The sequence below is a fragment of the Marinobacter sp. genome, from assembly GCF_041690615.1.
GTDB lineage: Bacteria > Pseudomonadota > Gammaproteobacteria > Pseudomonadales > Oleiphilaceae > Marinobacter.
This window is the reverse complement of the sequence record NZ_JAWLGY010000009.1, coordinates 12,380-34,563: the sequence shown is the minus strand read 5'-3', so window position 1 is coordinate 34,563 and position 22,184 is coordinate 12,380. Positions and strand designations below refer to the sequence as shown.

The 22,184-nt window shown below is 61.2% G+C and carries 17 protein-coding genes and 1 pseudogene; 10 read left to right on the top strand and 8 right to left on the bottom strand.

What is annotated here, in order from left to right:
* Window positions 1-5 precede the first annotated feature (5 nt).
* From ACESMZ_RS08235 to cobA, 5 genes and pseudogenes are all read left to right on the top strand, one after another.
* Window positions 6-2,564 (top strand): DNA translocase FtsK, encoded by a 2,559-nt coding sequence (locus ACESMZ_RS08235; protein ID WP_372972471.1) that lies wholly within the window; start codon window positions 6-8, stop codon window positions 2,562-2,564.
* Window positions 2,565-2,582: 18 nt separating this feature from the next.
* Entirely contained in the window at window positions 2,583-3,224 is a 642-nt protein-coding gene (lolA, locus tag ACESMZ_RS08230) for an outer membrane lipoprotein chaperone LolA (RefSeq protein ID WP_372956837.1), read from the top strand.
* Window positions 3,224-4,573, top strand: coding sequence for a replication-associated recombination protein A (locus ACESMZ_RS08225; RefSeq protein WP_372956838.1), 1,350 nt, complete (start codon window positions 3,224-3,226; stop codon window positions 4,571-4,573). The genes lolA and ACESMZ_RS08225 overlap by 1 nt, the downstream gene beginning before the upstream one ends.
* A 134-nt stretch (window positions 4,574-4,707) precedes the next feature.
* Window positions 4,708-5,982, top strand: coding sequence for a serine--tRNA ligase (gene serS / locus ACESMZ_RS08220; protein ID WP_372956839.1), 1,275 nt, complete (start codon window positions 4,708-4,710; stop codon window positions 5,980-5,982).
* A gap of 116 nt (window positions 5,983-6,098) precedes the next feature.
* A pseudogene (cobA, locus tag ACESMZ_RS08215) lies at window positions 6,099-6,890 on the top strand (uroporphyrinogen-III C-methyltransferase); the annotation flags it as partial.
* 63 nt (window positions 6,891-6,953) lie between these two features.
* Here the strand turns inward: cobA and ACESMZ_RS08210 are convergent.
* Window positions 6,954-8,027, bottom strand: coding sequence for a 3-deoxy-7-phosphoheptulonate synthase (locus ACESMZ_RS08210; protein ID WP_372956840.1), 1,074 nt, complete (start codon window positions 8,025-8,027; stop codon window positions 6,954-6,956).
* A gap of 229 nt (window positions 8,028-8,256) precedes the next feature.
* Here ACESMZ_RS08210 and ACESMZ_RS08205 point away from each other — a divergent pair, with 229 nt between their 5' ends.
* Window positions 8,257-10,050, top strand: coding sequence for a DUF1631 family protein (locus ACESMZ_RS08205; protein ID WP_372956841.1), 1,794 nt, complete (start codon window positions 8,257-8,259; stop codon window positions 10,048-10,050).
* Between the two features lie 36 nt (window positions 10,051-10,086).
* Complete coding sequence (locus ACESMZ_RS08200; RefSeq protein WP_372956842.1) at window positions 10,087-10,491, top strand: PilZ domain-containing protein; 405 nt, start codon at window positions 10,087-10,089, stop codon at window positions 10,489-10,491.
* A gap of 42 nt (window positions 10,492-10,533) precedes the next feature.
* Here ACESMZ_RS08200 and ACESMZ_RS08195 read toward each other — a convergent pair whose 3' ends face one another.
* The 7 genes from ACESMZ_RS08195 to gloB all read right to left on the bottom strand — a co-directional run bounded on the left by ACESMZ_RS08195 (window position 10,534) and on the right by gloB (window position 19,839).
* Window positions 10,534-11,325 (bottom strand): enoyl-ACP reductase, encoded by a 792-nt coding sequence (locus ACESMZ_RS08195; protein WP_372956843.1) that lies wholly within the window; start codon window positions 11,323-11,325, stop codon window positions 10,534-10,536.
* A 57-nt stretch (window positions 11,326-11,382) separates the two neighbouring features.
* Entirely contained in the window at window positions 11,383-13,014 is a 1,632-nt protein-coding gene (locus tag ACESMZ_RS08190) for an ABC transporter ATP-binding protein (protein ID WP_372956844.1), read from the bottom strand.
* 1 nt (window position 13,015) lies between these two features.
* On the bottom strand, window positions 13,016-14,029 hold the full coding sequence (locus ACESMZ_RS08185) for an ABC transporter permease (protein WP_372956845.1): 1,014 nt from the start codon (window positions 14,027-14,029) through the stop codon (window positions 13,016-13,018).
* 3 nt (window positions 14,030-14,032) lie between these two features.
* On the bottom strand, window positions 14,033-15,109 hold the full coding sequence (locus tag ACESMZ_RS08180; protein ID WP_372972470.1) for a microcin C ABC transporter permease YejB: 1,077 nt from the start codon (window positions 15,107-15,109) through the stop codon (window positions 14,033-14,035).
* A gap of 51 nt (window positions 15,110-15,160) precedes the next feature.
* Window positions 15,161-16,861 carry an extracellular solute-binding protein gene (locus ACESMZ_RS08175; protein ID WP_372956847.1) on the bottom strand — a complete coding sequence of 567 codons (1,701 nt, stop codon included), beginning with the start codon at window positions 16,859-16,861 and terminating at the stop codon, window positions 15,161-15,163.
* A gap of 224 nt (window positions 16,862-17,085) precedes the next feature.
* Window positions 17,086-18,813 carry a LysM peptidoglycan-binding domain-containing protein gene (locus ACESMZ_RS08170; protein WP_372956848.1) on the bottom strand — a complete coding sequence of 576 codons (1,728 nt, stop codon included), beginning with the start codon at window positions 18,811-18,813 and terminating at the stop codon, window positions 17,086-17,088.
* A gap of 231 nt (window positions 18,814-19,044) precedes the next feature.
* Window positions 19,045-19,839: a hydroxyacylglutathione hydrolase gene (gene gloB / locus ACESMZ_RS08165; protein WP_372956849.1), complete on the bottom strand. Its 795-nt coding sequence runs from the start codon at window positions 19,837-19,839 to the stop codon at window positions 19,045-19,047.
* Window positions 19,840-19,945: 106 nt separating this feature from the next.
* On the opposite strand from gloB, the gene ACESMZ_RS08160 reads away from it, so the two are divergent.
* Genes ACESMZ_RS08160 through dnaQ form a run of 3 tightly spaced genes read left to right on the top strand, consistent with a single transcriptional unit; the run spans window position 19,946 to window position 21,954 of the window.
* Window positions 19,946-20,785, top strand: coding sequence for a class I SAM-dependent methyltransferase (locus tag ACESMZ_RS08160; RefSeq protein ID WP_372956850.1), 840 nt, complete (start codon window positions 19,946-19,948; stop codon window positions 20,783-20,785).
* 13 nt (window positions 20,786-20,798) lie between these two features.
* On the top strand, window positions 20,799-21,248 hold the full coding sequence (rnhA, locus tag ACESMZ_RS08155) for a ribonuclease HI (RefSeq protein WP_372956851.1): 450 nt from the start codon (window positions 20,799-20,801) through the stop codon (window positions 21,246-21,248).
* Window positions 21,249-21,255: 7 nt separating this feature from the next.
* Window positions 21,256-21,954: a DNA polymerase III subunit epsilon gene (dnaQ, locus tag ACESMZ_RS08150; protein ID WP_372956852.1), complete on the top strand. Its 699-nt coding sequence runs from the start codon at window positions 21,256-21,258 to the stop codon at window positions 21,952-21,954.
* Window positions 21,955-22,184: the final 230 nt, after the last annotated feature.

Here is a 22,184-nt window from a genome sequence, read left to right as displayed (position 1 = left end):
ACTTCATGGCTAGAACCGGCAAGCAAGAAAAAGCCCCAGCGGCGCTCAGCGAGAAACAGCAACGGTTTCGCCGCCTGGTAGCCCAGGGGGCCAGGGAAGGTCTGGTGATCGCGCTTATCGCGCTTGCCATCTTCCTTGCCATGGCGCTGATCACCTACAGCGCCTCGGATCCCGGCTGGGCATCCATCGGTCACGACATGCGGGTCGACAACGCCGCAGGCCGCTTCGGCGCCTGGCTTGCCAGCCTGCTGATGGATGTTTTCGGGCAGGTGTCCTACCTGTTCCCACTGATGGTGGCCGGCTACGCTCTGCTGCTGATCAGGCTGCGCCACGACCCTCTGGAAATGCACTGGCCTCTGCTGCTGATGCGGGCCGGTGGCTTCCTGCTCATTCTACTGTCGGCCTGTAGCCTGCTGGCCCTGTATTCGCTGTTTGGTCTCGGGGCCACCTCCGGGGGTGTACTGGGGCAGGCGGTGTCTTCCGCCATGGTGCGGTTCTTCAATCTGCCCGCCACGACCCTGATTCTGGTAGCCATATTCCTGTTTGCACTGACGGTGACCACGGGATTGTCCTGGTTCCGCCTGATGGACAGGGTAGGGGGGGTGACCCTGAATGGCCTGTTGTGGATTCGCGGACTCTTTTCCCCCGGGGATGAAACGGACACCTCAAGGAAAAAAGAGTCGGTCCGGAAGGAGCCAGAGCCGCCACTGCTGACCAGTGATAGCGAGGTCGCGGAGCAGCCATCCTGGTGGCGCCGCTTGTGGCCATTTGGTGGTCGGGAGAGACCCGATGTGGCCCCTGGGGCATCCGGCAAGGGCAAGGAGCAAACCGGTTCGGCGCGTCGTCGTCCGGATGACGACGAGCCTGTACTGCTTGAGAGTTTCAGCTCCCGTGATGACTCAGAGCCCGAACCGGAGTCTGTCAGGCCAGCAAAGGCATTCAGCAATGCCGGCAACGCCAGTAAGGTGAAGATCTCACCCTTCAAGCGCGACGACGACGGTGAATCCGAGAAGGAAAAGACCCGTAAACAGGCCTCCCTGTTCGAGGACCTGGAAAGCCCGATTCCCCCGCTGACCCTGCTGGACCCGCCGGACGAGCACCAGGAAAGGGGTTATTCCGAGGAATCCCTTGAATACATGTCCCGCATGCTGGAAGAAAAGCTGGCGGACTTCGGTGTGACCGTGGAAGTGGTGGAGGTTAACCCCGGGCCGGTTATCACCCGGTTCGAAATCAAGCCCGCTCCCGGGGTGAAGGTTAGCAAGATTTCCAACCTGGCGAAGGACCTGGCCCGGTCTCTGGCGGTGCTGAGTGTCCGGGTGGTTGAGGTGATTCCTGGCAAATCGGTGGTGGGTATTGAGATACCCAACGAGAAACGGGAAATGGTACGCCTGAGCGAAGTACTGGGTGCGCGCGTGTTTACCGAGTCTTCATCGCCACTGACGCTGGCCCTTGGTAATGACATCGGCGGCAATCCCATGGTTGCGAACCTGTCGAAGATGCCACACCTGCTGGTGGCTGGTACCACCGGTTCGGGCAAGTCAGTGGGCGTCAATGCCATGTTGCTGAGCATGCTGCTGAAGGCCACGCCGGATGAGGTGCGCTTCATCATGGTTGACCCGAAGATGCTCGAGCTGAGCATCTACGAGGGTATACCGCACCTGTTATCACCGGTAGTGACCGACATGAAGGAGGCGGCCAATGCCCTGCGCTGGTGCGTGGCGGAGATGGAACGCCGATACAAGCTGATGGCGAACCTGGGCGTGCGCAATATTGCCGGCTACAACCGCAAGGTCAAAGATGCCCGTGCTGCCGGCGAGCCTCTGCTGGATCCGCTCTGGAAGCCGGACGAATACCTGGATAACGAGGAACAGGAGCGTCCGGAACTCGAAACCCTGCCGTTTATCGTAGTCGTGATCGACGAGTTCGCCGACATGATGATGATCGTCGGCAAGAAGGTGGAAGAGCTCATTGCCCGTATTGCCCAGAAGGCCCGGGCCGCGGGTATTCACCTGATTCTGGCTACCCAGCGCCCGTCGGTGGACGTCATTACCGGTCTGATCAAGGCGAACATTCCCACCCGCATCTCCTTCCAGGTTTCGTCCAAGATTGATTCCCGGACGGTTCTGGACCAGGGCGGGGCGGAGCAGCTGCTGGGCCATGGCGACATGCTATACCTGCCGCCGGGTTCAGGGTTACCGGTGCGGGTCCACGGTGCCTTTGTCGATGATGATGAAGTACACCGCATCGTCAACGCCTGGAAAGCCCGCGGGGAACCGGAATACGTTGATGATGTCCTTAATGGGGCCGAGGGCGAGAGCCTGCCCGGTGTGCCCACCCTGACCGAGGGTGGCGGTGACAGCGAAGGGGATGCCCTGTTTGATGAGGCGGTCGCCTTTGTCACCGAGGGGCGCCGAGTGTCGATCTCGTCGGTTCAGCGCAAGTTCAAGATTGGCTACAACCGGGCCGCCAACCTGGTGGATGCCATGGAAGCCGCCGGCGTCGTCAGTCCCGCCGGCCACAACGGTGCCCGGGAAGTCCTGGCGCCGCCACCCCCGAAAGCCTGAGTTATCAGGAGGTTCTGAATGATCAAAACGGGTCGCGCACTACTTGGTTCACTCGCGCTGCTATTGATGACCACAGGCGTAGCTACGTCCGCGGAGAGTGCTGCGGACCGCCTGGCGGATGCCCTAAGCAGTTATTCCACCTTCCAGGCTGGCTTCACCCAGGTGGTGGCCGATGAACAGGGACGGGTCATGCAGGAAAGCACCGGCAACCTGAAGGCCAAGCGGCCAGGCCTGTTCTACTGGGAAACCGATCCCCCCGCCAACCAGTTCATCGTGAGCAACGGTGAAACCGTTGAGCTATACGACCCGGACCTGGAGCAGGTCACTGTCCAGGATCTGGATGAGCAGGTGAGTACCACTCCGGCCCTGTTGCTCAGCGGCGAAACGGACAGCCTTGCTGAAACCTACGACATCAGCGAAGAAAAGTACGGTGACAATACCCGCGAGTACACGTTGTTGCCCCGCAATGAGGATTCCCTGTTCGTCTCCCTGACCCTCACCTTCTATGACGGTGAACTCCAGGCCATGCGACTGGAGGATTCCCTGTCCCAGCGTACCGAACTTGAATTCGGTAACGTCCGCATCAATGAGCCGGTATCCGACGAAGCGTTCGAACTGGACTATCCCGACACTGTGGATGTGATTCAGGGCACTGAGTAATGCAGGATAGCCTGTTCAGTGACCAGCGGGGTTTCGAGCCCCTTGCCGCCCGCATGCGCCCGCTCAGCCTTGATGAATACGTGGGGCAGGCGCACCTGGTCGGTCCCGGCAAGCCCCTGCGCAAAGCTGTGGAGCAGGGCCAGTTGCACTCCATGATTCTCTGGGGGCCTCCGGGGGTGGGCAAGACCACCTTTGCCCGGCTACTGGCCAGCGTCGGCGATATGGGATACGAAACCCTGTCGGCAGTCCTCTCGGGGGTCAAGGACATCCGGGCCGCCGTGGACCGGGCGCACAGCCGCAAACAGGCGGAAGGGCGGGACACCCTGCTGTTCGTGGACGAGGTTCATCGCTTCAACAAGAGCCAGCAGGATGCCTTTCTGCCCCACATCGAGGACGGCACCTTCATCTTTGTGGGCGCCACTACCGAAAACCCTTCCTTTGAGCTGAACAGTGCGCTGCTGTCCCGGACCAGGGTCTATGTGCTCCGGAATCTGGAAGAACAGGATCTTGTGGGGCTCCTGCAACGGGCCCTGGTGTCGGACTCGGGACTGGCGGGCAAGGTTACCGTAAGCGACCGGGTACTCGGACTGATGGCCTCCGCCGGCAGTGGCGACGCAAGGCGTGCGCTGAACGTACTGGAGGTGGCCTCCGACCTGGCCGAGCCGGGCCCGGACGGCACGCCGGAGATCACCGAGGCCGTGCTGGAGCAGGTGCTCCAGAGCAGCCTGCGGCGCTTTGACAAGGGCGGCGACGTTTTCTACGACCAGATTTCAGCACTTCACAAGGCGGTGCGGGGTTCGGACCCGGATGCCTCGCTGTACTGGATGTGCCGGATGCTGGACGGCGGTGCTGATCCCCTGTACGTGGCACGGCGGCTGGTGCGCATAGCCTCTGAGGATATCGGCAACGCGGATCCGCGGGCTTTGCGACTGTGCCTGGATTCGTGGGATGTGCTGGAGCGTCTGGGCTCACCGGAAGGCGAACTGGCTCTTGCCCAGGCGGTCACCTACCTGGCCCTGGCGCCCAAGAGCAATGCTGTCTATAACGCCTACAACCGCTGTATGGCGGACATCCGCAAGGACCCGGACTACCAGGTGCCGGTACATATCCGCAATGCACCGACCTCCCTGATGAAAGATCTCGGCTATGGGCAGGAGTACCGCTATGCCCACGATGAGCAGGATGCTTTCGCCGCGGGCGAGGCCTATCTGCCGGAGGAGATTCACCAGAGACGTTACTATGAGCCGGTCCCCAGGGGGCTGGAAATCCGCCTGGGCGAGAAGCGGGAGCGCCTGGACGCCCTGAACCGGGCGAGTGGCCGTCAGCGCTATCCTTCCGATTCCCGCTGACGGCCCTGGTGTCCCCTGCTTGCGGTATGGGCGTCTCACTGAATTGCTGCCCACGCCTTAACGGCATGCCGGCCGAATGGTTATAATGCGCCGTTATCCGAACCGATTTCACCCAGTCAACCACAGGGATTGCCATGCTCGACCCCAAACGCGTCCGCGCTGAAACCGACGAGATTGCCCGCCGTCTGGCCATCAAGCACTTCACCTTCGACCGGGATGTGTTCAACGAGCTTGAAGAGAAGCGCCGTGCCATCCAGGTGCAGACCGAGACGTTACAGAGCGAGCAAAACCGCCGTTCGAAGTCCATTGGCAAGGCCAAGGCGGCCGGTGAGGATATCCAGCCCCTGCTGCAGGAAGTGGAAGACCTGAAGCGCCAGAAGGCAGAGGCCGAGGACGAGCTTCGTTCGGTCCAGGAAGCGCTCAACGCGTTTTTCTCCGGTATCCCAAATGTTCCGGACGAGACCGTACCGGAAGGCGAAAGTGAGGCGGATAACGTTGAGATACGCCGCTGGGGTGAGCCCCGTACCTTTGACTTCGAGGTCAAGGACCATGTAAGCCTTGGTGAAGAACTGGGTGGTATGGATTTCGAGGCGGGCACCCGCCTTGCTCACAGCCGGTTTGTGGCCATGCGTGGTGCCATTGCCCGGCTGCACCGGGCGCTCACCCAGTTCATGCTGGATCAGCACACGCTTGAGCATGGCTACGAGGAAACCTATGTTCCCTACATGGTGAACGCCAATACCCTGTACGGTACCGGCCAGCTGCCAAAGTTCGAGGCAGACCTGTTCCGCACTGTGGGCGAGCATCCCCTGTACCTGATCCCCACCGCGGAAGTGCCGGTGACCAACCTGGTAGCTGACAGCATTATTGATGATGCCCGGCTCCCATTGAAGTTCGTTGCCCATACGCCCTGTTTCCGCAGTGAGGCCGGGTCCTATGGTCGTGATACCCGCGGCATGATCCGGCAGCACCAGTTCGACAAGGTGGAACTGATCCACGTGGTGCGTCCCGAAGAGTCCGATGCGGCCCTGGAAGAGCTGACCGGCCACGCAGAGAAAATCCTGCAATTGCTGGATCTGCCGTACCGGGTGGTCGAGCTCTGCGGCGGCGATATCGGTTTCTCTGCCGCCCGTACCTACGACCTGGAAGTGTGGCTGCCGGGCCAGGATCAGTACCGGGAAATTTCCTCCTGCTCCAACACCCGGGATTTTCAGGCACGGCGTATGCAAGCACGCTGGCGGAACCCTGACACCGGCAAACCAGAACCCGTGCACACCCTGAACGGTTCCGGGCTGGCCGTGGGCCGCACACTGATTGCGGTGATGGAAAACTACCAGCAGGCTGACGGCTCCATAGAGGTGCCGGAGGTACTGCGCCCCTATATGCGAGGCATTGACAGGATTCAATGACACCAACGGAACGGAGCGGTATGAGCAGGCAAGAAACAGGGGCAGGGCGGCCCGGGAACGCACCATTGAAGGGTAATGACGGTGTCCGACTGCCATCCCGCTACCGGGCCAACCCGGTTACACGGAACCCCAACTCGTCTGCCGGTGAGGTTTTCCTGGTGGGGGCGGGTCCGGGTGACCCGGAACTGCTGACCCTCAAGGCCTGGCGTATCCTTCAGTCAGCGGAGGTGGTGCTCTACGATCGCCTTGTTTCCCAGCCCATTCTGGACATGATACCCGACAGCGCCGAAATGGTGCATGTGGGCAAGCAGCGGGCCAATCACAGTGTGCCCCAGGAACAGATCAACCAGCGCCTGGTGACCCTGGCGCTGGAAGGGCGCCGTGTGGTAAGGCTCAAGGGTGGTGATCCATTCATCTTTGGTCGTGGTGGTGAGGAGATCGAAACCCTGGCAGAGGCGGGGGTGCGCTTCCAGGTGGTGCCGGGAATTACCGCTGCGTCCGGGTGCGCGGCCTATGCCGGCATCCCGCTGACCCATCGCGACCATGCCCAGTCTGTCCGGTTTGTGACCGGCCACCTCAAGAATGACACCTGTGACCTGCCGTGGAATGATTTTGTGCAGAGTCACCAGACCCTGGTGTTCTACATGGGACTCGTCGGTCTGCCGGTTATTGTCCGGGAACTGACAGCCCATGGCATGCGCCGGGAGATGCCAGTGGCACTGGTTTCCCGTGGTACGACGCCGGAACAGGAAGTGGTCTGCGGCACCCTGGAGGATATCGTGGAACGGGTCAGGCAAAGGAAGGTGCCGGCACCGACGCTGGTGATCATCGGTGAAGTAGTGAGTCTGCGGAGCCGGCTGGACTGGATGGCTGCGGTACAGGCTACGGATGGAGAGGAAACGCCGTAAGGTTTCCGGAAAGGGCTATACCGGGCGGGCCGGACCACCGGCCCGCCCGGATATTGCGACTGACTAGCCCAGACGGCGGGGCAGCACGTCCTTCAGTTTCTCCCGCATCTCGCGCAGGGCCTTTTCGGTGGTTTCCCAGTCAATACAGGCGTCGGTAACCGATACGCCGTACTTCAGGTCAGCCAGGTTTTCCGGAATCGGCTGATTGCCCCAGTTCAGGTTGCTTTCCACCATCAGGCTCTGAATGGAGCGATTGCCTTCCACGATCTGGTGGGCTACATCCTGCATCACCAGGGGCTGAATGCCCGGGTCCTTGCTGGAGTTGGCGTGACTGCAGTCCACCATGATGGACTTGCGCAGGCCGGCCTTATCCAGCGCCTGTTCACACAGGGCAACATTCACCGAGTCATAGTTGGGCTTGCCGCCACCGCCGCGAAGTACTACATGCCCGTACTGGTTGCCCCGGGTCCGGATAATGGCTACCTTGCCCTGCTGGTCGATGCCCAGGAAAGAGTGGGGGTGGGAGACTGACTTCATGGCGTTGACCGCCACATCCAGGCTGCCGTCGGTACCGTTCTTGAACCCGATGGCCATGGACAGGCCGCTGCTCATTTCCCGGTGTGTCTGGGATTCCGTGGTGCGGGCTCCGATGGCGGACCAGGAGATACTGTCCTGCAGGTACTGTGGAGAGATCGGATCCAGGGCCTCGGTCGCAGTGGGCAGGCCCATTTCCGCGATGTCCAGAAGCAGGCGGCGGCCAATGTGCAGGCCTTGCTCGATATCGAAAGAGTCATTCAGGTGCGGGTCATTGATCAGGCCCTTCCACCCCACCGTGGTGCGCGGCTTCTCGAAGTACACGCGCATGACAATATACAGGGTATCGCTGACCTCGTCCGCCAGGGCTTTCAGGCGCCGGGCGTATTCGAGGGCGGCTTCCACATCGTGCACGGAGCAGGGACCAATCACCACGAACAGGCGGTGATCCTTGCCGTCGAGGATATCATAGATGGTTTGTCGACCTTCCGTGACGGTGGCCGCGGCCTTGTCGGTGAGGGGCAGTTCCCGTTTCAGGGCTTCCGGGGTAATCAGTGGCTCCTGACTGGCCACGTTCAGATTCTCTAGTTGCTTGCCGGACATACTGTTGTGTTCCTGGTGCTCTCTCTTGAAAGCCTTGCTGGCTGTGCCTCGCAGGGCTTTTCGTGGTTATTTTGACGGACCGATATACTGCGCCATTTGCCAGGTCAATGCAACGCGCCGCGGCTTTCACGAGATCGGTTCGGGCTGGACCCGGGATGCTTCCCATGCTGCAATGTGACACCCTATCCATACGCGGATCCCACAGTGCCCGATTCTGACGCCCGTTCCCATGCCTGAACAGACCCCGCCCAGTGCCTTGCCCCAGCCCGTTGAAGCAGTACTCCGGGAGCTTAGGGTACCGGACCTCCCCTATCCCGTCGGACAGGTGGCCCGGCCGGTGGACTGGCGCGCCCTGTTACAGGCGCAATGGCACGATCAGAGTGACCGGCGGGTCTGTGATCTGCTCAGGTCGATGGATGGCCCCTGGTCAGTGAAGCAGGTCAACTCAGCCTACCTGGCGGATCGCATAATGGACGTTTTCCTGCGTTCGTCCGGCTTACATCCGGTGCTGGTCTCCCGGCTGGCCCGACTGCGTTACCCGCTGGCGTGGCAGCTCGCAGCAGACGGCGGCGAGTCATTTCTGGCGTTACTTGTACCCTGGCTGGACAGTTTCACTGACTGGCGCGGCTGGAGTGACTCCGGAGGCCGTTCCTCCCGGGCGCTGCTGGAGAAGCTGGACCGGCTGGTGGTGGTGATTGAGGACGCCTTCCGGATACCGTCCCTGTCTGCTTTCTCAGACTACTGTGATCAATGGCATACCGACGCCCGGCGGCGCAAGGAGCATTCCAGCCGGCTACACGAGAGGTTACTGGAAACCGAGGCGGGAGCGGCACGGCAACGCCGCGCTGATCAGGTGGCGCGGGCCGTCACGGGGAGGGCTCTTGAAGGCCGCCGGCTTCCGCCGGCAGTCCAGGCATTCCTGGTTGATCACTGGGTTCCACTGCTGCGCCAGATTGTCTGGCGGGAAGGGCCAGATGGCGAGAACTGGCGCCATGGCAAGCGCCTGCTGGAATGGATGGTGTGGGTGGGTGATCCGTCACTGTCCGGCCAGAATCTTGAACGCCTGTACCAGGTGGGAGAGCAACTGGCAGACCGTGTATCCGAGGTCTGGCACCGGATCTGGCAGGAAGCACCGCCGCAGGAGGCCCTTGCGGCGCTCGAGCAGGTGCTGGTGGAGCGACTCCGTGGGGGTGATGCCGGTGCTGCTTCCACCGGATCGCAGCTGGCGGTGCTGGATCCTGACAGTCGTTGGCTGGATCTGCAGGCGGTACCCGAAGACAGGCTGAACGGTTTGCGCGGACGATGGTTTGTGGAGGGTGCCGGAGCGAAGGAACAACGTCGTTTTTTCCTGGCCTGTTTCCCGGAGACCACGGAGATCCTGTGGAGTAACGGGTTTGGGGTGCGGCTGGGTATGACGTTATGGCCCACGTTCCTTCAGGCCCTGGATGCGGGTGCCATCCGGCCGTTACCGGAACTGACCCGTTTTGGTCAGGTTCTGGATGATACGGTATCGGCGCTGAGCCGGGTGCTGGCGTCCCAGCGTCGGCAGCGCCAGGAAGCTGCGCGTCGTGCCCGGGAGAAGGCGGAGCAGGTGCGATTGCAAAAGGAGGAACAGGAGCGGGAGCGCCAGCAAGCCGAGGCCCGTCGCGAGGCTGAGGCCGAGCGGAAACGCCAGCACGCCCGTGAGCGCGCCCTGCAGGAGGAGGCGGCACGGCTCGAGGCAGCCCGCGCAGCCGCCCGTGAGCAGGCGACGGCCGAGGTGGACAGGCTGGGGCCCGGCGGCTGGATCGCCCTGCACAGTGAACGGCCGGAGCCTCATGAACGCCGACTGAAACTCGCGGTGCGAATCAACGCCCGCCGAAAACTGGTTTTCGTCGACCGGCTTGGGCTCAATCGAACCGAGCTTACCATCGACGAACTGGTGGACCACCTGCTGGCCGGTAAGGCCCGGATTCTCGGCGCCCCGGCGGAGTTTGATGAAACCCTGAGCCGGGTAGTGGGCCGTATCCGGGTGGGGCGTTAACCGGGCGCCCGCTTTCACATAGACAGATGCAGCACTATGACAAGAGATCCGTATTCATTTGGACACCCGGAAACCGAGCCGGAGCGGGACCAGCGCACAGAGTACCGCCTTGCCGGCCGGACCACCGTTACCCTCGAGCTGGAGGCGGCAGAGCCCGATGGTGGCGATGACGCCAGGGTTATTCGTGCGAGTAGCTACGATGTGTCCACGGGTGGCATGAGACTGGAAACCAACGAGCCCCTGCCAGCCGGGGCATTGCTACCGGCGCGGATGGAATTGCCGGGCCATGGGGGTGGCTTCCCTTTGACGGTTGAGGTGATCTGGTGTCGGCCGTCAGAAACAGTGGGGCAGTGGCAGTCAGGGCTCAGTGTGCTGGACACGGCTGACGAGGGCTACCTGGCGTGGGTGGAGGCCATGGTCCGGATCATGGCGGTGGAATAGGGGGCTCAGCCCGGGCCAGGCCCGGGCTTGGCAAGGGCCTGTTCAGTCTTCCAGGGTGCCCATTCCGGTAATGTTGAAGCCGCAGTCCACGTACATCACTTCGCCGGTGACGCCGCTGGCCAGATCGGACCCCAGGAAAGCCGCTGCGTTGCCCACTTCTTTCTGGGTGACGTTCCGCTTGAGCGGAGCGCGACCGGCGTTCTCGTTGAGCATCCGGCGGAACGCCTTGATACCGGAGGCGGCCAGGGTCTTGATGGGGCCGGCGGAAATGGCGTTCACACGCACGCCGTCGCCACCCAGGGCCACCGCCATATAACGTACGCTCGCTTCCAGGGAGGCCTTGGCTAGGCCCATGACGTTGTAGTTCGGCAGTACTTTCTCGGAGCCCAGGTACGACAGGGTCATCAGGGAACTGCTTTCGTTCAGCAGGCCCTCCCTGCGGGCGCCCTTGGCCAGGGCCACAAAGCTGTATGAGCTGATGTCGTGGGCAATGCGGAAGCCTTCCCGGGTGGTAACGTCCACATAGTTGCCGTCCAGTTCGTGGGCCGGGGCGAAGCCCACTGCATGCACGATGATATCGATGGAGTCCCAGTGCTTTTTCAGGTCAGCGAATACCTGGTCGATTTCTTCATCGGAGGCAACGTCACAGGGAAAGGTGAGGGTGCTTCCCCAGCCCTCGGCAAAACCCTGAACCCGGGACTTGAGCTTGTCGTTCTGGTAGGTAAACGCCAGTTCGGCGCCCTGTTCGTGAAAGGCCTCGGCGATGCCGTAGGCAATTGAGTGCTTGCTCGCAACACCGACAATCAGTGCGCGTTTTCCGCTGAGGATTCCCATGGTTATTCTCCCTATGATGAATTTTGCGGGCATTATCCCTGATGGAAGTGGCGCTGCCTAACGGTCCATTGGTCGTAGGTCAGCGGTCGGTTCAGTTGCAGGCGGCCGATAGAACAGGGCGGCTGTCAGGAGTTCCCGGGTGTACTCCGTGCCGGGGTTCCGGAAGATGGTTTCAGCCGGGCCGCTTTCCACGATTTTGCCGCCACGCAGAACCAGCAACTGGTGACTCAGGGCCCTGACCACCGCCAGATCGTGACTGATAAAAAGGTAGCTCAGGCGGTAACGGGCCTGCAATTGCTGTAATAACTCGATGACCTGCTTCTGCACCGTGCGGTCCAGAGCCGATGTGGGCTCGTCGAGCACGATGATATCCGGCTGCAGAACCAGGGCCCGGGCAATGGCGATGCGTTGTCTCTGCCCACCGGAGAACTCGTGAGGATAGCGGTGGCGGGCCTCCGGGTCCAGTCCGACATCCTGCAGGGCCGCGATAACCCGGCGCTCCTGGGCCTCACGGTTTTCAGTGCCGTGGACCTCCAGGCCTTCCCGAACAATATCGCCCACCGACATGCGGGGGCTGAGGCTACCAAAGGGATCCTGGAAGACCAGCTGCATACGCCGGCGCCAGGGACGGAACTCCCGCTGGTTGAGGTGATCGATCCGTTCACCAAGAAATGCCACTCGACCCTCGCCTTCGGTGAGCTTGAGCAGGGCATGGCCGATGGTGGTCTTGCCGCTGCCGCTTTCGCCGACGATGCCCAGGGTCTCTCCCCGCCGAAGCCGGAAGCTGACATTCTGAACCGCGGGAAACCAGCGTCGCGTGCGGCCGAAGAGGGACTTGCCCACCGGGAAGCGGACGTTCAGCTCGTCCACCCGGAGCAGCTCTTCGCTGCCCTGGTCCAGCTCGCCCGGGTGTTCGGGAGGCTCTGAGTCCAGCAGCTTGCGGGTGTAGGGATGTGACGGTGACGTAAACACGTCGGTGGTAGCCCCCTGCTCAACCATGGCGCCGTTCTCCATCACCACGATCCGTCGGGCATAGTGACGGACAATGGAAAGGTCGTGGGTAATCAGCAGTATGGCCATTCCGAAGCGTTGCTGGAGCGACTTGAGCAGTTCCAGCACCTGTTTCTGAACCGTCACATCGAGAGCAGTGGTGGGCTCATCGGCGATCAGCAGGTCTGGTTCATTGGCCAGGGCCATGGCGATCATTACCCGTTGCTTCTGGCCTCCCGAGAGCTGGTGGGGGTAGCTTTTCAGGCGCTCACGGGGGTCGGGGATGCCCACCAGGTCGAGCAGTTCGACGACCCGGTTGCGTGCTTTATCCCCTCGGAGCCCTTTGTGCACTGACAGGATTTCGCTGATCTGCTTCTCCACGGTGTGGAGGGGGTTCAGCGAAGTCATCGGCTCCTGGAAAATCATGCTGATGGCGCGGCCCCTGACCTGGCGCATCCGGCGCTCGCCCGCCTGCAGCAGATCCTCACCCCGGTAAAAGATGGACCCGCGGGGATAACTCACCAGTCCTTCGTCCAGCAGCCTTAGCACGGAGAGGGCCGAGACAGATTTGCCAGAGCCACTCTCACCCACCAGCGCGACGGTCTCGCCCTGCCGGACCTCAAAGGAAAGGTCTGTCACTACCGGCTTGTCGTGACCGAACGTGAGGGTCAGATTATCGAAGCGCAGCACACTGCCCATATCAGTTCTTCCTCGGGTCGAATGCATCACGGACCGCTTCGCCAACGAAAACCAGCAGCGTCAGCATGAGGGCCAGGCTGAAGAACGCTGACATACCCAGCCAGGGCGCGTGCAGGTTTTCCTTGCCCTGATAGATCAGTTCGCCCAGGGAAGGCGAGCCCGGTGGCAGGCCAAAGCCCAGAAAGTCCAGTGAGGTCAGGGCGGTTATAGCGCCGGTGAGGATAAAGGGCAGGAAGGTCAGGGTCGCAACCATGGCGTTGGGCAGAATGTGCCGGAACATGATCTTGCGGTTGCCCAGGCCCAGGGCCCGGGCGGCCTTGACATATTCCAGGTTGCGGGCGCGGAGAAATTCTGCCCGCACCACGTCCACCAGGCCCATCCAGCTGAACAGCAGCATGATGCCCAGCAACCACCAGAAGTTGGGCTGCAGGATTGCCGACAGGATGATCAGCAGGTAAAGCACCGGCAACCCGGACCAGATCTCGATAAATCGCTGACCGAACAGGTCGATCCTGCCCCCGTAGTAACCTTGCAAGGCGCCGACCGCAACGCCCACAAGGCAGCTCAGGCCAGTAAGAATCAGCCCGAACAGTACCGAGATACGGAATCCATAGATGACACGGGCGGCTACGTCCCGGGCCTGGTCATCGGTACCGAGCCAGTTCTCCGCCGAGGGCGGAGCAGGGGAAGGCTGCTCCAGTTCATAGTGAACCGTGTCATAGCTGAACCGGATAGGCGGCCACAACATCCACCCGTTGGCGCTGATTTCGTCGGCGATAAAGCGCTCCCGGTAGTCGGCCTCTGACGGCAGGAAGCCACCAAAGGTTTCTTCCGGCACTGACTGAACCACCGGAAAGTACAGGTCTCCCTTGTAGGACACCACCAGAGGGCGGTCATTGGCTATCAGCTCGGCACACAGGGACAGCCCGAACAGGGCGAGAAAAACCCACAGGGACCAGTAGCCGCGGCGATTACGGCGGAAGTTGGCCAGGCGACGTTGCTGAATGGGAGACAAGCCCTAGCCCTCCCTGCTTTCAAAATCGATGCGGGGATCCACTGCCACGTAGGTGAGGTCGCTCACCAGCTTTAGCAGCAGACCCATCAAAGTGAAGATGTACAGTGCGCCAAAGATTACCGGATAGTCCCGGTTGAGGGCTGCCTCGAATCCCAGCAGTCCCAGTCCGTCGAGGGAGAAAATGACCTCGATCAGCAGCGATCCGGTAAAGAACAGGCTGACCAGTACCCCGGGCATGCTCGCAATCACGATCAGCATGGCGTTGCGGAATACATGGCCGTAAAGCACCTGGCGCTGGCTCAGCCCCTTGGCCCTGGCGGTCACTACATAGTGTTTGCCGATCTCGTCGAGAAAGGAGTTTTTGGTAAGCAGGGTCAGGGTCGCGAAGCCACCGATAACATTGGCGGTAACCGGCAATACCAGGTGCCAGAAGTAGTCCCTGATTTTCTCCGGCCAGGACATTTCATCAAAGTTGCTGGATGTCAGGCCGCTGTTGGGAAAGATGTCGAAATAGCTGCCGCCGGCAAACAGAACGATCAGCAGGATGGCGAACAGGAAGCCCGGTATGGCGTAGCCGACCACGATAAGGGAGCTGGTCCACACGTCGAACCGGGAGCCGTCACTCACTGCCTTGCGGATACCCAGGGGAATCGAGATCAGATAGATTACCAGGGTGGACCAGAGGCCAAGGGAAATCGATACTGGTAGCTTGTCGATGATCAACTCCACCACGCTGCGGTCGCGATAGAAAGAATCACCGAAATCAAAGCGGGCGTAATCCGCCACCATCTGGAAAAAACGTTCATGGGCCGGCCTGTCAAAGCCGTACATGGCTTCTATTTCGGCCAGAAGCTCCGGATGTATGCCCCTGGACGCCCGTGAGTCCGACCCGCTGGATACCTCGCCGCCACCGCCACCACCGGCACGGCTCAGCGCACTGTCGCCATGCCCCTGCATTTGAGCCAGCATCTGTTCGACTGGCCCGCCCGGTGCGGCCTGGATGATGGCAAAGTTGAGCAGCATGATCCCGAACAGGGTCGGGATAATCAACGCCAGTCGCCGGAGTATATAGCCGCCCATGGTTGCTATCAGCTCCGGTGGTAGGGATGGTTGGCGGTGGTCAGCATGAAATCAGTTGCCATACCACCAGTTGTTGATATCGATACCGTTCTTCGGGGTAGATTCCGGCCGCTCCAGGAATGACCAGTAGGCAATCCGGTCCATGGAGAGGTGCCACTGGGGCACGACGTAGTGGCCGTGAAGCAGCACCCGGTCCAGGGCGCGGGTGCGGTGCTCAAGCTCTTCCCGGTCCGGTGCCTGTATGACCTGTTCCACCAGCGCGTCCACAACCGGGTCGCTGATACCGGCATAGTTGCGAGAACCCTTGATGTCGGCAACGGAGGAATGCCAGAAATCCCGTTGCTCGTTACCGGGAGAGTCTGACTGGGAAATTACCTGGCTAATAATGTCAAAGTCGAAATTCTGTACCCGCTCCACATACTGGTTGGTATCCACCAGGCGCACATCCACTTTCATGCCCAGGCGTTCCAGGTTGTTCTTGAACGGGAGCACAATGCGTTCAAAGTTTTTCTGGTGAAGCAGGAACTCGAATGACAGCCGTTCGCCACTCTCGCTGTGCACCATGGTTCCGTCCTGGATCCGGTAGCCGGCCTGCTGAAGCAGGGCCATCGCCTGACGCAGGTTGTCGCGGAGTGTCTGATCCCCCTCGGTGGAGGGAGGTGCGTAGGCCTCAGTGAAAACGTCCTCGGGAAGCTGGTCGCGGAACGGTTCGAGGATTTCCAGCTCACGTCCTTCCGGCAGGCCCGAAGAGGCCAGTTCGCTGTTCTCGAAGTAGCTGCTGGTACGGGTGTACTGATCGTGGAACAGGTTGCGGTTGGCCCAGTCAAAATCGAAGGCATGGGCAATGGCCTCACGCACCCGCGGATCCGCAAACTGTCCACGGCGGGTATTGAAGATGAAGGCCTGCATGCCGGCCGGGCGCTCGTGTTCAATGGCTTCGGTCACGATCTGCCCATTGCTGAATCGGTCACCGGTGTAGGCGGTAGCCCAGTTCTTGGCGGAACTTTCGACCCGGAAGTCATAGTCACCCGCCTTGAAGGCTTCCAGTGAAACCGTTTCGTCGGAATAGTAATCGTAACGCAGTCGGTCGAAGTTGTAGCGCCCCTTGCGAACCGGCAGGTCCTTTGCCCAATAATCGTCTACACGCTCATAGGCGATGTAGCGACCGGCTTCGAACTCCTTTATACGGTAGGGCCCACTGCCCAGGGGCGGAGTGAGGCCTTTCTCCCCGAATGTCCGTTCTTCCCAGTAGTGGGCCGGCAGAACGGGCATCTGGCCCAGAATCAGCGGTAGCTCCCGGTTATCGGTGTCGCCGAAGTCAAAGCGTACCCGGTGCTCGGATTCCACGGTAACCTCTTCCACCCCGCCATAGTAACTGCGGTAAAACGGGTGCCCGTCTTCCATCAGGGTATTGAAGGTGAATGCGACATCTTCGGCAGTGATGGGATGGCCATCATGGAACCGGGCTTCCGGACGCAGGTTGTACACAACATAGCTGCGGTCTTCCGGCGTCTCGATGCTTTCGGCGATCAGCCCATAGGCGCTGAACGGCTCGTCATCGGATGAGACCAGCAAGGTCTCGTAAAGGTAGCTGTTGATACCGGCCGCAGCAACACCGCGCACCACGAACGGGTTGAAGCTGTCATAGCCATTGGCCCTCACGGCCAGTCTCAGACGACCGCCCTTGGGGGCTTCCGGATTGACGTAGTCGAAGTGCTCGAAGCCGGGGCCATAGGCCGGTTCCCCATGCATGGCCAGGCCATGCACAGGTTTTTCAGGACCGGGAGGAGAGTCGTTTGTCGGGGTCTCCGCCGTGGCGAAGCCGGCGGTTAATGTCAGGGTGCCCAGTAGAAGTAAGCAGGACGAAAAGCAGGAAATCCTTGGGCTGGCCATAGCTGTTGTCGTACCCGTTGTTGTTGGTGGGGCTGCCGATAAAACAGCCCCGGGAAACTTTTGAAAACCTTGGACCGGAAAACTCAGGGGCTGTTCCGTACATCCACGTAAAGTACCAGACTCTGCCCCGGTTGCAGATAACGGGAGGTGCTCAGGTCGTTCCAGGCTGCAATATCACGGACGTTAACCGCAAACCGGTTGGCAATGGTCGACAGGGAATCCCCCTGGCGTACCCGGTAGCCTACCTTGCGGACCATTCCGGAGCGATTGCTTCCGGAGCGGCTGTTGGTGGCAACCCGGGTGCCCGAAGCGGTTCCCGCATTCTTCGACCATATCACCAGCTTGCGGCCCGGTACCAGGGGGTCCCCCGGAGCCATGCCATTCCAGGCCGCCACCTGCCGTACGCTGACGCCGTGCTCCCGGGCAATATCCCAGAAGGTGTCGCCCCGGGCGACCAGGTGCTCGACACGCTCGCCACCGCTGCTCCGGCCCGCGCTTGCCTGTTTGCTTGCAATGCGCTGGCCCTCACTCAGGCGGTAGTTGTCCTGGTCAGCCCGGGCGGAGGGAATCAGCAACTGCTGGCCGACCCGAATCATGTCACTTCTGAGTTTGTTGACTTCCTTCAGAACCGAAGGCGTGGTGTTGTAGCGACGGGCGATGGCGCCCAGATTGTCCCCGGAGCGTACCTGATAGTTTTCCCAGGAGACCCGGGTGTCCGGGTCGAGGGAGGCGATTTCCTGGCGGAACCGGTCAGCGCTGGCCACTGGCACCAACAGGCGATGGGGGCCTTCCGGACGTGTTGCCCAGCGGTTGAAGGACGGGTTGAGCAGGTAGACCTCGTCCACGTCGACGCCGGCGAGTTCTGCAGCGTGGGCCAGGTCGATCTGCCCTCCGGTTTCCACCACTTCAAAATAAGGCTCGTCCTCCAGCGACGGCAGGGTAATGCCATAGGCCTCGGGGTCATCAAATATCTTTGCCAGGGCAATCAGTTTGGGCACGTAGTGCCGGGTTTCCTTCGGCAACTGCAGTGACCAGTAGTCGGTGGGTTTATCCTGGCGGTTATTGCGACGGATAGCGCTGTTCACGGTGCCGCCACCACTGTTATAAGCTGCCAGTGCCAGGGTGGGGTCACCGTCGAAGCGCTGGGCGAGCTGATCCAGATAGGTGAGGGCGGCGTCGGTGGAGGCAATCACATCACGGCGGTCATCGTGCCACCAGCTCTGGTCCAGTCCGAAATGGCGACCGGTGCCGGGAACGAACTGCCAGAGGCCGGAGGCACGGCCATGGGAGTACGCGAACGGATCGAAGGCACTTTCGACCACTGGAAGCAGGGCGTATTCCGTGGGCAGCCCGCGGCGCTCGGTTTCTTCGACTATGTAGTGCAGGTAGCGGCGCCCCCGCTCCACCACCCGCTCAATGTAGGCCGGATGACGGGCATACCAGTCAAGCTGTTGCTGAACCCTTTCGTCACCCTGTTCGTGATCCATGTCAAAGCCGTTGCGCAGCCTGGTCCACAGATCCCGCTCCTCTTTGGCGGATTCCTCCCCCGTCACCTCGCCGGAGTCGAGCCGGTTGCGGGCGTTCTCGGCCGTCTGTTTGAGAGAGGGCTCGATGGAGTCATCCAGCTCGGTGGTGTCATCGTCGCGACGACCTTCCACGGACTCTTTCAGGGCTTCATCTCCGGCAGCCACCGTCTGCTGGTGGGTGTCGAGCACGGCATCATCATTCTTGCCGAACCACGCGGGGGTCGAGGAACAGCCGGTCAGCAATACGGTAAGGAGGGTGAGGGTGGTGGTACGTCTAGCCATCATAATCGACATTCCAGGGCTCGGACGGGGCCTGGAAGTCTGCATGGCAGGAAAGTCGGACAGACTTCCGCTATGTTCCCTGGCTTCCGAGCGGGGTTATCGGGTTCTTTGAAACGTTGGCGATTCTATGTGTGCCGGCAACCCGGGTCAATGAAACCCGCGTTACGTGATCGCAACAGCGTTCCCCGGCGGGCGATCGTCCGCCCGGGGCCGGGGCGCAGTCAGTATAACGGATCAGAAATGGTCCTTGCCGTGACGAACTGCCGCAAATACGCCGCTGTCACTGTCGGTAACGAGTCCCTGGGCGCGCCCATACTCGGTGGCCACCCGTATAACCGCCGGGTCATCCCAGCGCAGGAAAGGATTGCGCTGCTTCTCGTCACCCAGCGTAACGGGCACTGTGGGTTTGTCGTCGTCCCTGAGTGCCCGGCAGTGTTCCTCAAAAGCGGCCAGGGCCGGGTCGTCGGGCAGCCAGGCACGGGCAAAGCGCAGATTGGCGAGAGTGTATTCATGGGCACAGTAGACCAGGGTATTGTCCGGCAGGTTGCGAAGCCCGGCGAGTGATTCAACCATCTGCCCCGGTGTGCCCTCGAACAGGCGGCCACATCCACAGGCGAACAGGGTGTCACCGCAGAACAGCACCGGGTGACCGGCCACCTCGGTGTCGGAAAAATATGCGATGTGGTCCAGGGTGTGGCCGGGTGTGGCCAGTACCTCAAAGGTCAGGCTCTGCCACACCACTTCGTCGCCGGCATGAACGGTATCCGTACCGTCGGCAAACGGGGAATCCGAGGGCGCCACGATGCGCTCCGGCTGAAAGCGGCTGCGCAGTTCGGCAATGCCTCCGGTATGGTCCGGGTGGTGGTGGGTGACGAGGATGGTGTCCAGGGTCAGGCCCTGGCGTTCCAGGTATTCGGCCACCGGCGCCGCCTGGCCGGGGTCGACCACCAGTGCCTTGCCGGACTCCGAATCTGCCAGGCACCAGATGTAGTTATCGGAGAACGCCGGAATTGGTGTAATACTCAGCATAGGGGCCTCGGTTCAGGTGGAGGATAGTCACTGCTATCATAGAGCATCAGACAGTCTGTGCCCAAGGGAAGCTCAACGAGGCTCCCGCGCAGGTGAGGGGGAAAGGATGGCACAAGGCAATCGGGATCAATGGCGGCGGCTCCGGCGCTCCATGGGAAAACGGCCGGATTACAGGGTCTCCCATCGGAATCTGGAGAACTGGTTTCACTCCTCCCTTGGCCAGGCGCTGCTCGAGGATCAGCGGGCCTGTGTCAACACCCACGTACAGGATCTCGGCGGTGCCCGTCAGCTACATATAGCCCTGAGCCACCGCCTGCCACTGGCGCCCGATACCGATTTCACCCAGCACATCCTGGCAACGCCCTACTGGCACTCCGAGCTGCCGGAGGGGGTCGTTGTCTGTGATCCTGACGAGCTGCCTTTTCCATCTGCATCCATCGACCTCGTCATTCTGCACCACAGCGCGGATTTCTCGGCCTGGCCCCACCAGGTGCTCCGGGAGTCCGCCCGTGTGCTGAGGGGCGGAGGGCAGTTGCTGGTCCTGGGATTCAATCCGCTGAGCAGTTGGGGTGTTCGCCGGTTGCTCAGCCGCCGGCGCAAGGGCCCCTGGGGTGGTCGTTTTCTGCTTCGATCCAGAATGGAGGACTGGCTCAACCTGCTTGATTGCACGGTGGAAAGCTCAGGCAGTTATTTCTTCCGGTTGCCGGTACAGAACGAGCGGCTTCTCGAACGTCACAGCGTACTGGAGTATATGGGGACGCAGGGGATGCTGCCCCTGGGCGCCTATTACTGCATACTCGCGAGCAAGCGTGTATGCGCCCCGGTAGCCCGCCGCCGTTCATGGCGGCCCGGCAAGGTGATTCCCTTGCCTACACCCGGTACACTCGGCGCCTCACGACAGGCCCGGTACCGGGAAGACACCGGGCGTAACGCCGAAGGATGCTGACTGCGGAACAAAGATGAGCAAACGTGTAACGTTGTATACGGACGGCGCCTGCAAGGGTAACCCGGGGCCGGGGGGCTGGGGCGTCCTGCTACGCTATGGCGACAGATCGAAAGAACTGTGTGGCGGTGAAGCCGTCACCACCAACAACCGGATGGAGCTGATGGCCGCCATCGAGGGGCTACGGGCGTTGACCCGCGGTTGCCATGTTGACCTTTATACCGACTCGCAATACGTTCGCAAGGGCATCACCGAGTGGATGGCCGGGTGGAAGAAAAACGGCTGGAAAACCGCCGCCAGAAAGCCGGTAAAGAACGAGGACCTCTGGAGGGCACTGGACGAGGAAGTCGCCCGCCATGAGGTGGAGTGGCACTGGGTGAAGGGGCATTCCGGCGTACCGGACAATGAACGGGCCGATGCCCTGGCGAATCTGGGTATCGAAAAGGCGGCGTCAGGAAAAGGGTAGTAATCGGATGAGACAGATTGTTCTGGATACAGAAACCACGGGCATCGACCCCAATGAGGGGCACCGCATTATCGAGATCGGTTGTGTGGAGCTGATGGAGCGGCAGCTCACCGGCAGGCACTACCATGTCTATATCAACCCGGAGCGGGAGGTGGAGGAAGAAGCCATCTCTGTTCACGGTATTACCAATGAATTCCTTGCGGACAAGCCCCGGTTCCACGAGATCGCGCAGGAATTCCTCGAGTTTATTGACGGCGCCGAACTGGTCATACACAACGCGGCCTTCGACGTCGGGTTTATCGATGCCGAGTTTGGCCGTATCAAACCCGTGCGAAAAGTGGGGGAACACTGTTCGGTACTGGACTCCCTGGCGGTAGCCCGTCGCAAGCACCCGGGGCAGAAGAACAGCCTGGATGCCCTGTGCAAGCGATACGGGGTCGATAACAGCAACCGGGAACTTCACGGGGCGTTGCTGGATGCCGAGATACTCGCCGACGTATTCCTGCTGCTCACCGGTGGTCAGACCGCCTTGTCACTGGATGCCGGAAGTGATGGCGACCAGGGCGGCCAGGTGATCCGTCGACTGCCCGGGGATCGTCCGGCCCTCGCCGTAGTAAGGGCCTCGGAAGAGGAACTTGGCGCCCATGAAGCCTTTCTTGATGCGGTTGAAAAGGCCGGTGGTGAAGCTGTCTGGCGTAACGCCTGAAAGTCGGGGGAAGGCCCCGTTGCAATGGTTGGTGCACAGAACTGAGAACTGTTTAGGATATCTTGAAAGTAGCGACAGAGGTCCCTTGAGCGGGCAAGCTTTTGTGTTATAAGTAATGGACAGTCCTTGAATTACGGCAATTCGTCAGGGCAGGTTCTCATCCGGTTTCCTTGACCGGGATTAGTGCCCGACCATGCAGTACCCGTTGTAGCCGGGGGCCGGTCATCCGG

What these genes read in the sequence shown, in the direction of transcription:
- ACESMZ_RS08235 (WP_372972471.1), top strand. Translation starts at nt 6, where the DNA reads ATGGCTAGAACCGGCAAGCAAGAAAAAGCCCCAGCGGCGCTCAGCGAG.
- lolA (WP_372956837.1), top strand. Translation starts at nt 2,583, where the DNA reads ATGATCAAAACGGGTCGCGCACTACTTGGTTCACTCGCGCTGCTATTG.
- ACESMZ_RS08225 (WP_372956838.1), top strand. Translation starts at nt 3,224, where the DNA reads ATGCAGGATAGCCTGTTCAGTGACCAGCGGGGTTTCGAGCCCCTTGCC.
- serS (WP_372956839.1), top strand. Translation starts at nt 4,708, where the DNA reads ATGCTCGACCCCAAACGCGTCCGCGCTGAAACCGACGAGATTGCCCGC.
- ACESMZ_RS08210 (WP_372956840.1), bottom strand. Translation starts at nt 8,027, where the DNA reads ATGTCCGGCAAGCAACTAGAGAATCTGAACGTGGCCAGTCAGGAGCCA.
- ACESMZ_RS08205 (WP_372956841.1), top strand. Translation starts at nt 8,257, where the DNA reads ATGCCTGAACAGACCCCGCCCAGTGCCTTGCCCCAGCCCGTTGAAGCA.
- ACESMZ_RS08200 (WP_372956842.1), top strand. Translation starts at nt 10,087, where the DNA reads ATGACAAGAGATCCGTATTCATTTGGACACCCGGAAACCGAGCCGGAG.
- ACESMZ_RS08195 (WP_372956843.1), bottom strand. Translation starts at nt 11,325, where the DNA reads ATGGGAATCCTCAGCGGAAAACGCGCACTGATTGTCGGTGTTGCGAGC.
- ACESMZ_RS08190 (WP_372956844.1), bottom strand. Translation starts at nt 13,014, where the DNA reads ATGGGCAGTGTGCTGCGCTTCGATAATCTGACCCTCACGTTCGGTCAC.
- ACESMZ_RS08180 (WP_372972470.1), bottom strand. Translation starts at nt 15,109, where the DNA reads ATGGGCGGCTATATACTCCGGCGACTGGCGTTGATTATCCCGACCCTG.
- ACESMZ_RS08175 (WP_372956847.1), bottom strand. Translation starts at nt 16,861, where the DNA reads ATGCATGGGGAACCGGCCTATGGCCCCGGCTTCGAGCACTTCGACTAC.
- ACESMZ_RS08170 (WP_372956848.1), bottom strand. Translation starts at nt 18,813, where the DNA reads ATGATGGCTAGACGTACCACCACCCTCACCCTCCTTACCGTATTGCTG.
- gloB (WP_372956849.1), bottom strand. Translation starts at nt 19,839, where the DNA reads ATGCTGAGTATTACACCAATTCCGGCGTTCTCCGATAACTACATCTGG.
- ACESMZ_RS08160 (WP_372956850.1), top strand. Translation starts at nt 19,946, where the DNA reads ATGGCACAAGGCAATCGGGATCAATGGCGGCGGCTCCGGCGCTCCATG.
- rnhA (WP_372956851.1), top strand. Translation starts at nt 20,799, where the DNA reads ATGAGCAAACGTGTAACGTTGTATACGGACGGCGCCTGCAAGGGTAAC.
- dnaQ (WP_372956852.1), top strand. Translation starts at nt 21,256, where the DNA reads ATGAGACAGATTGTTCTGGATACAGAAACCACGGGCATCGACCCCAAT.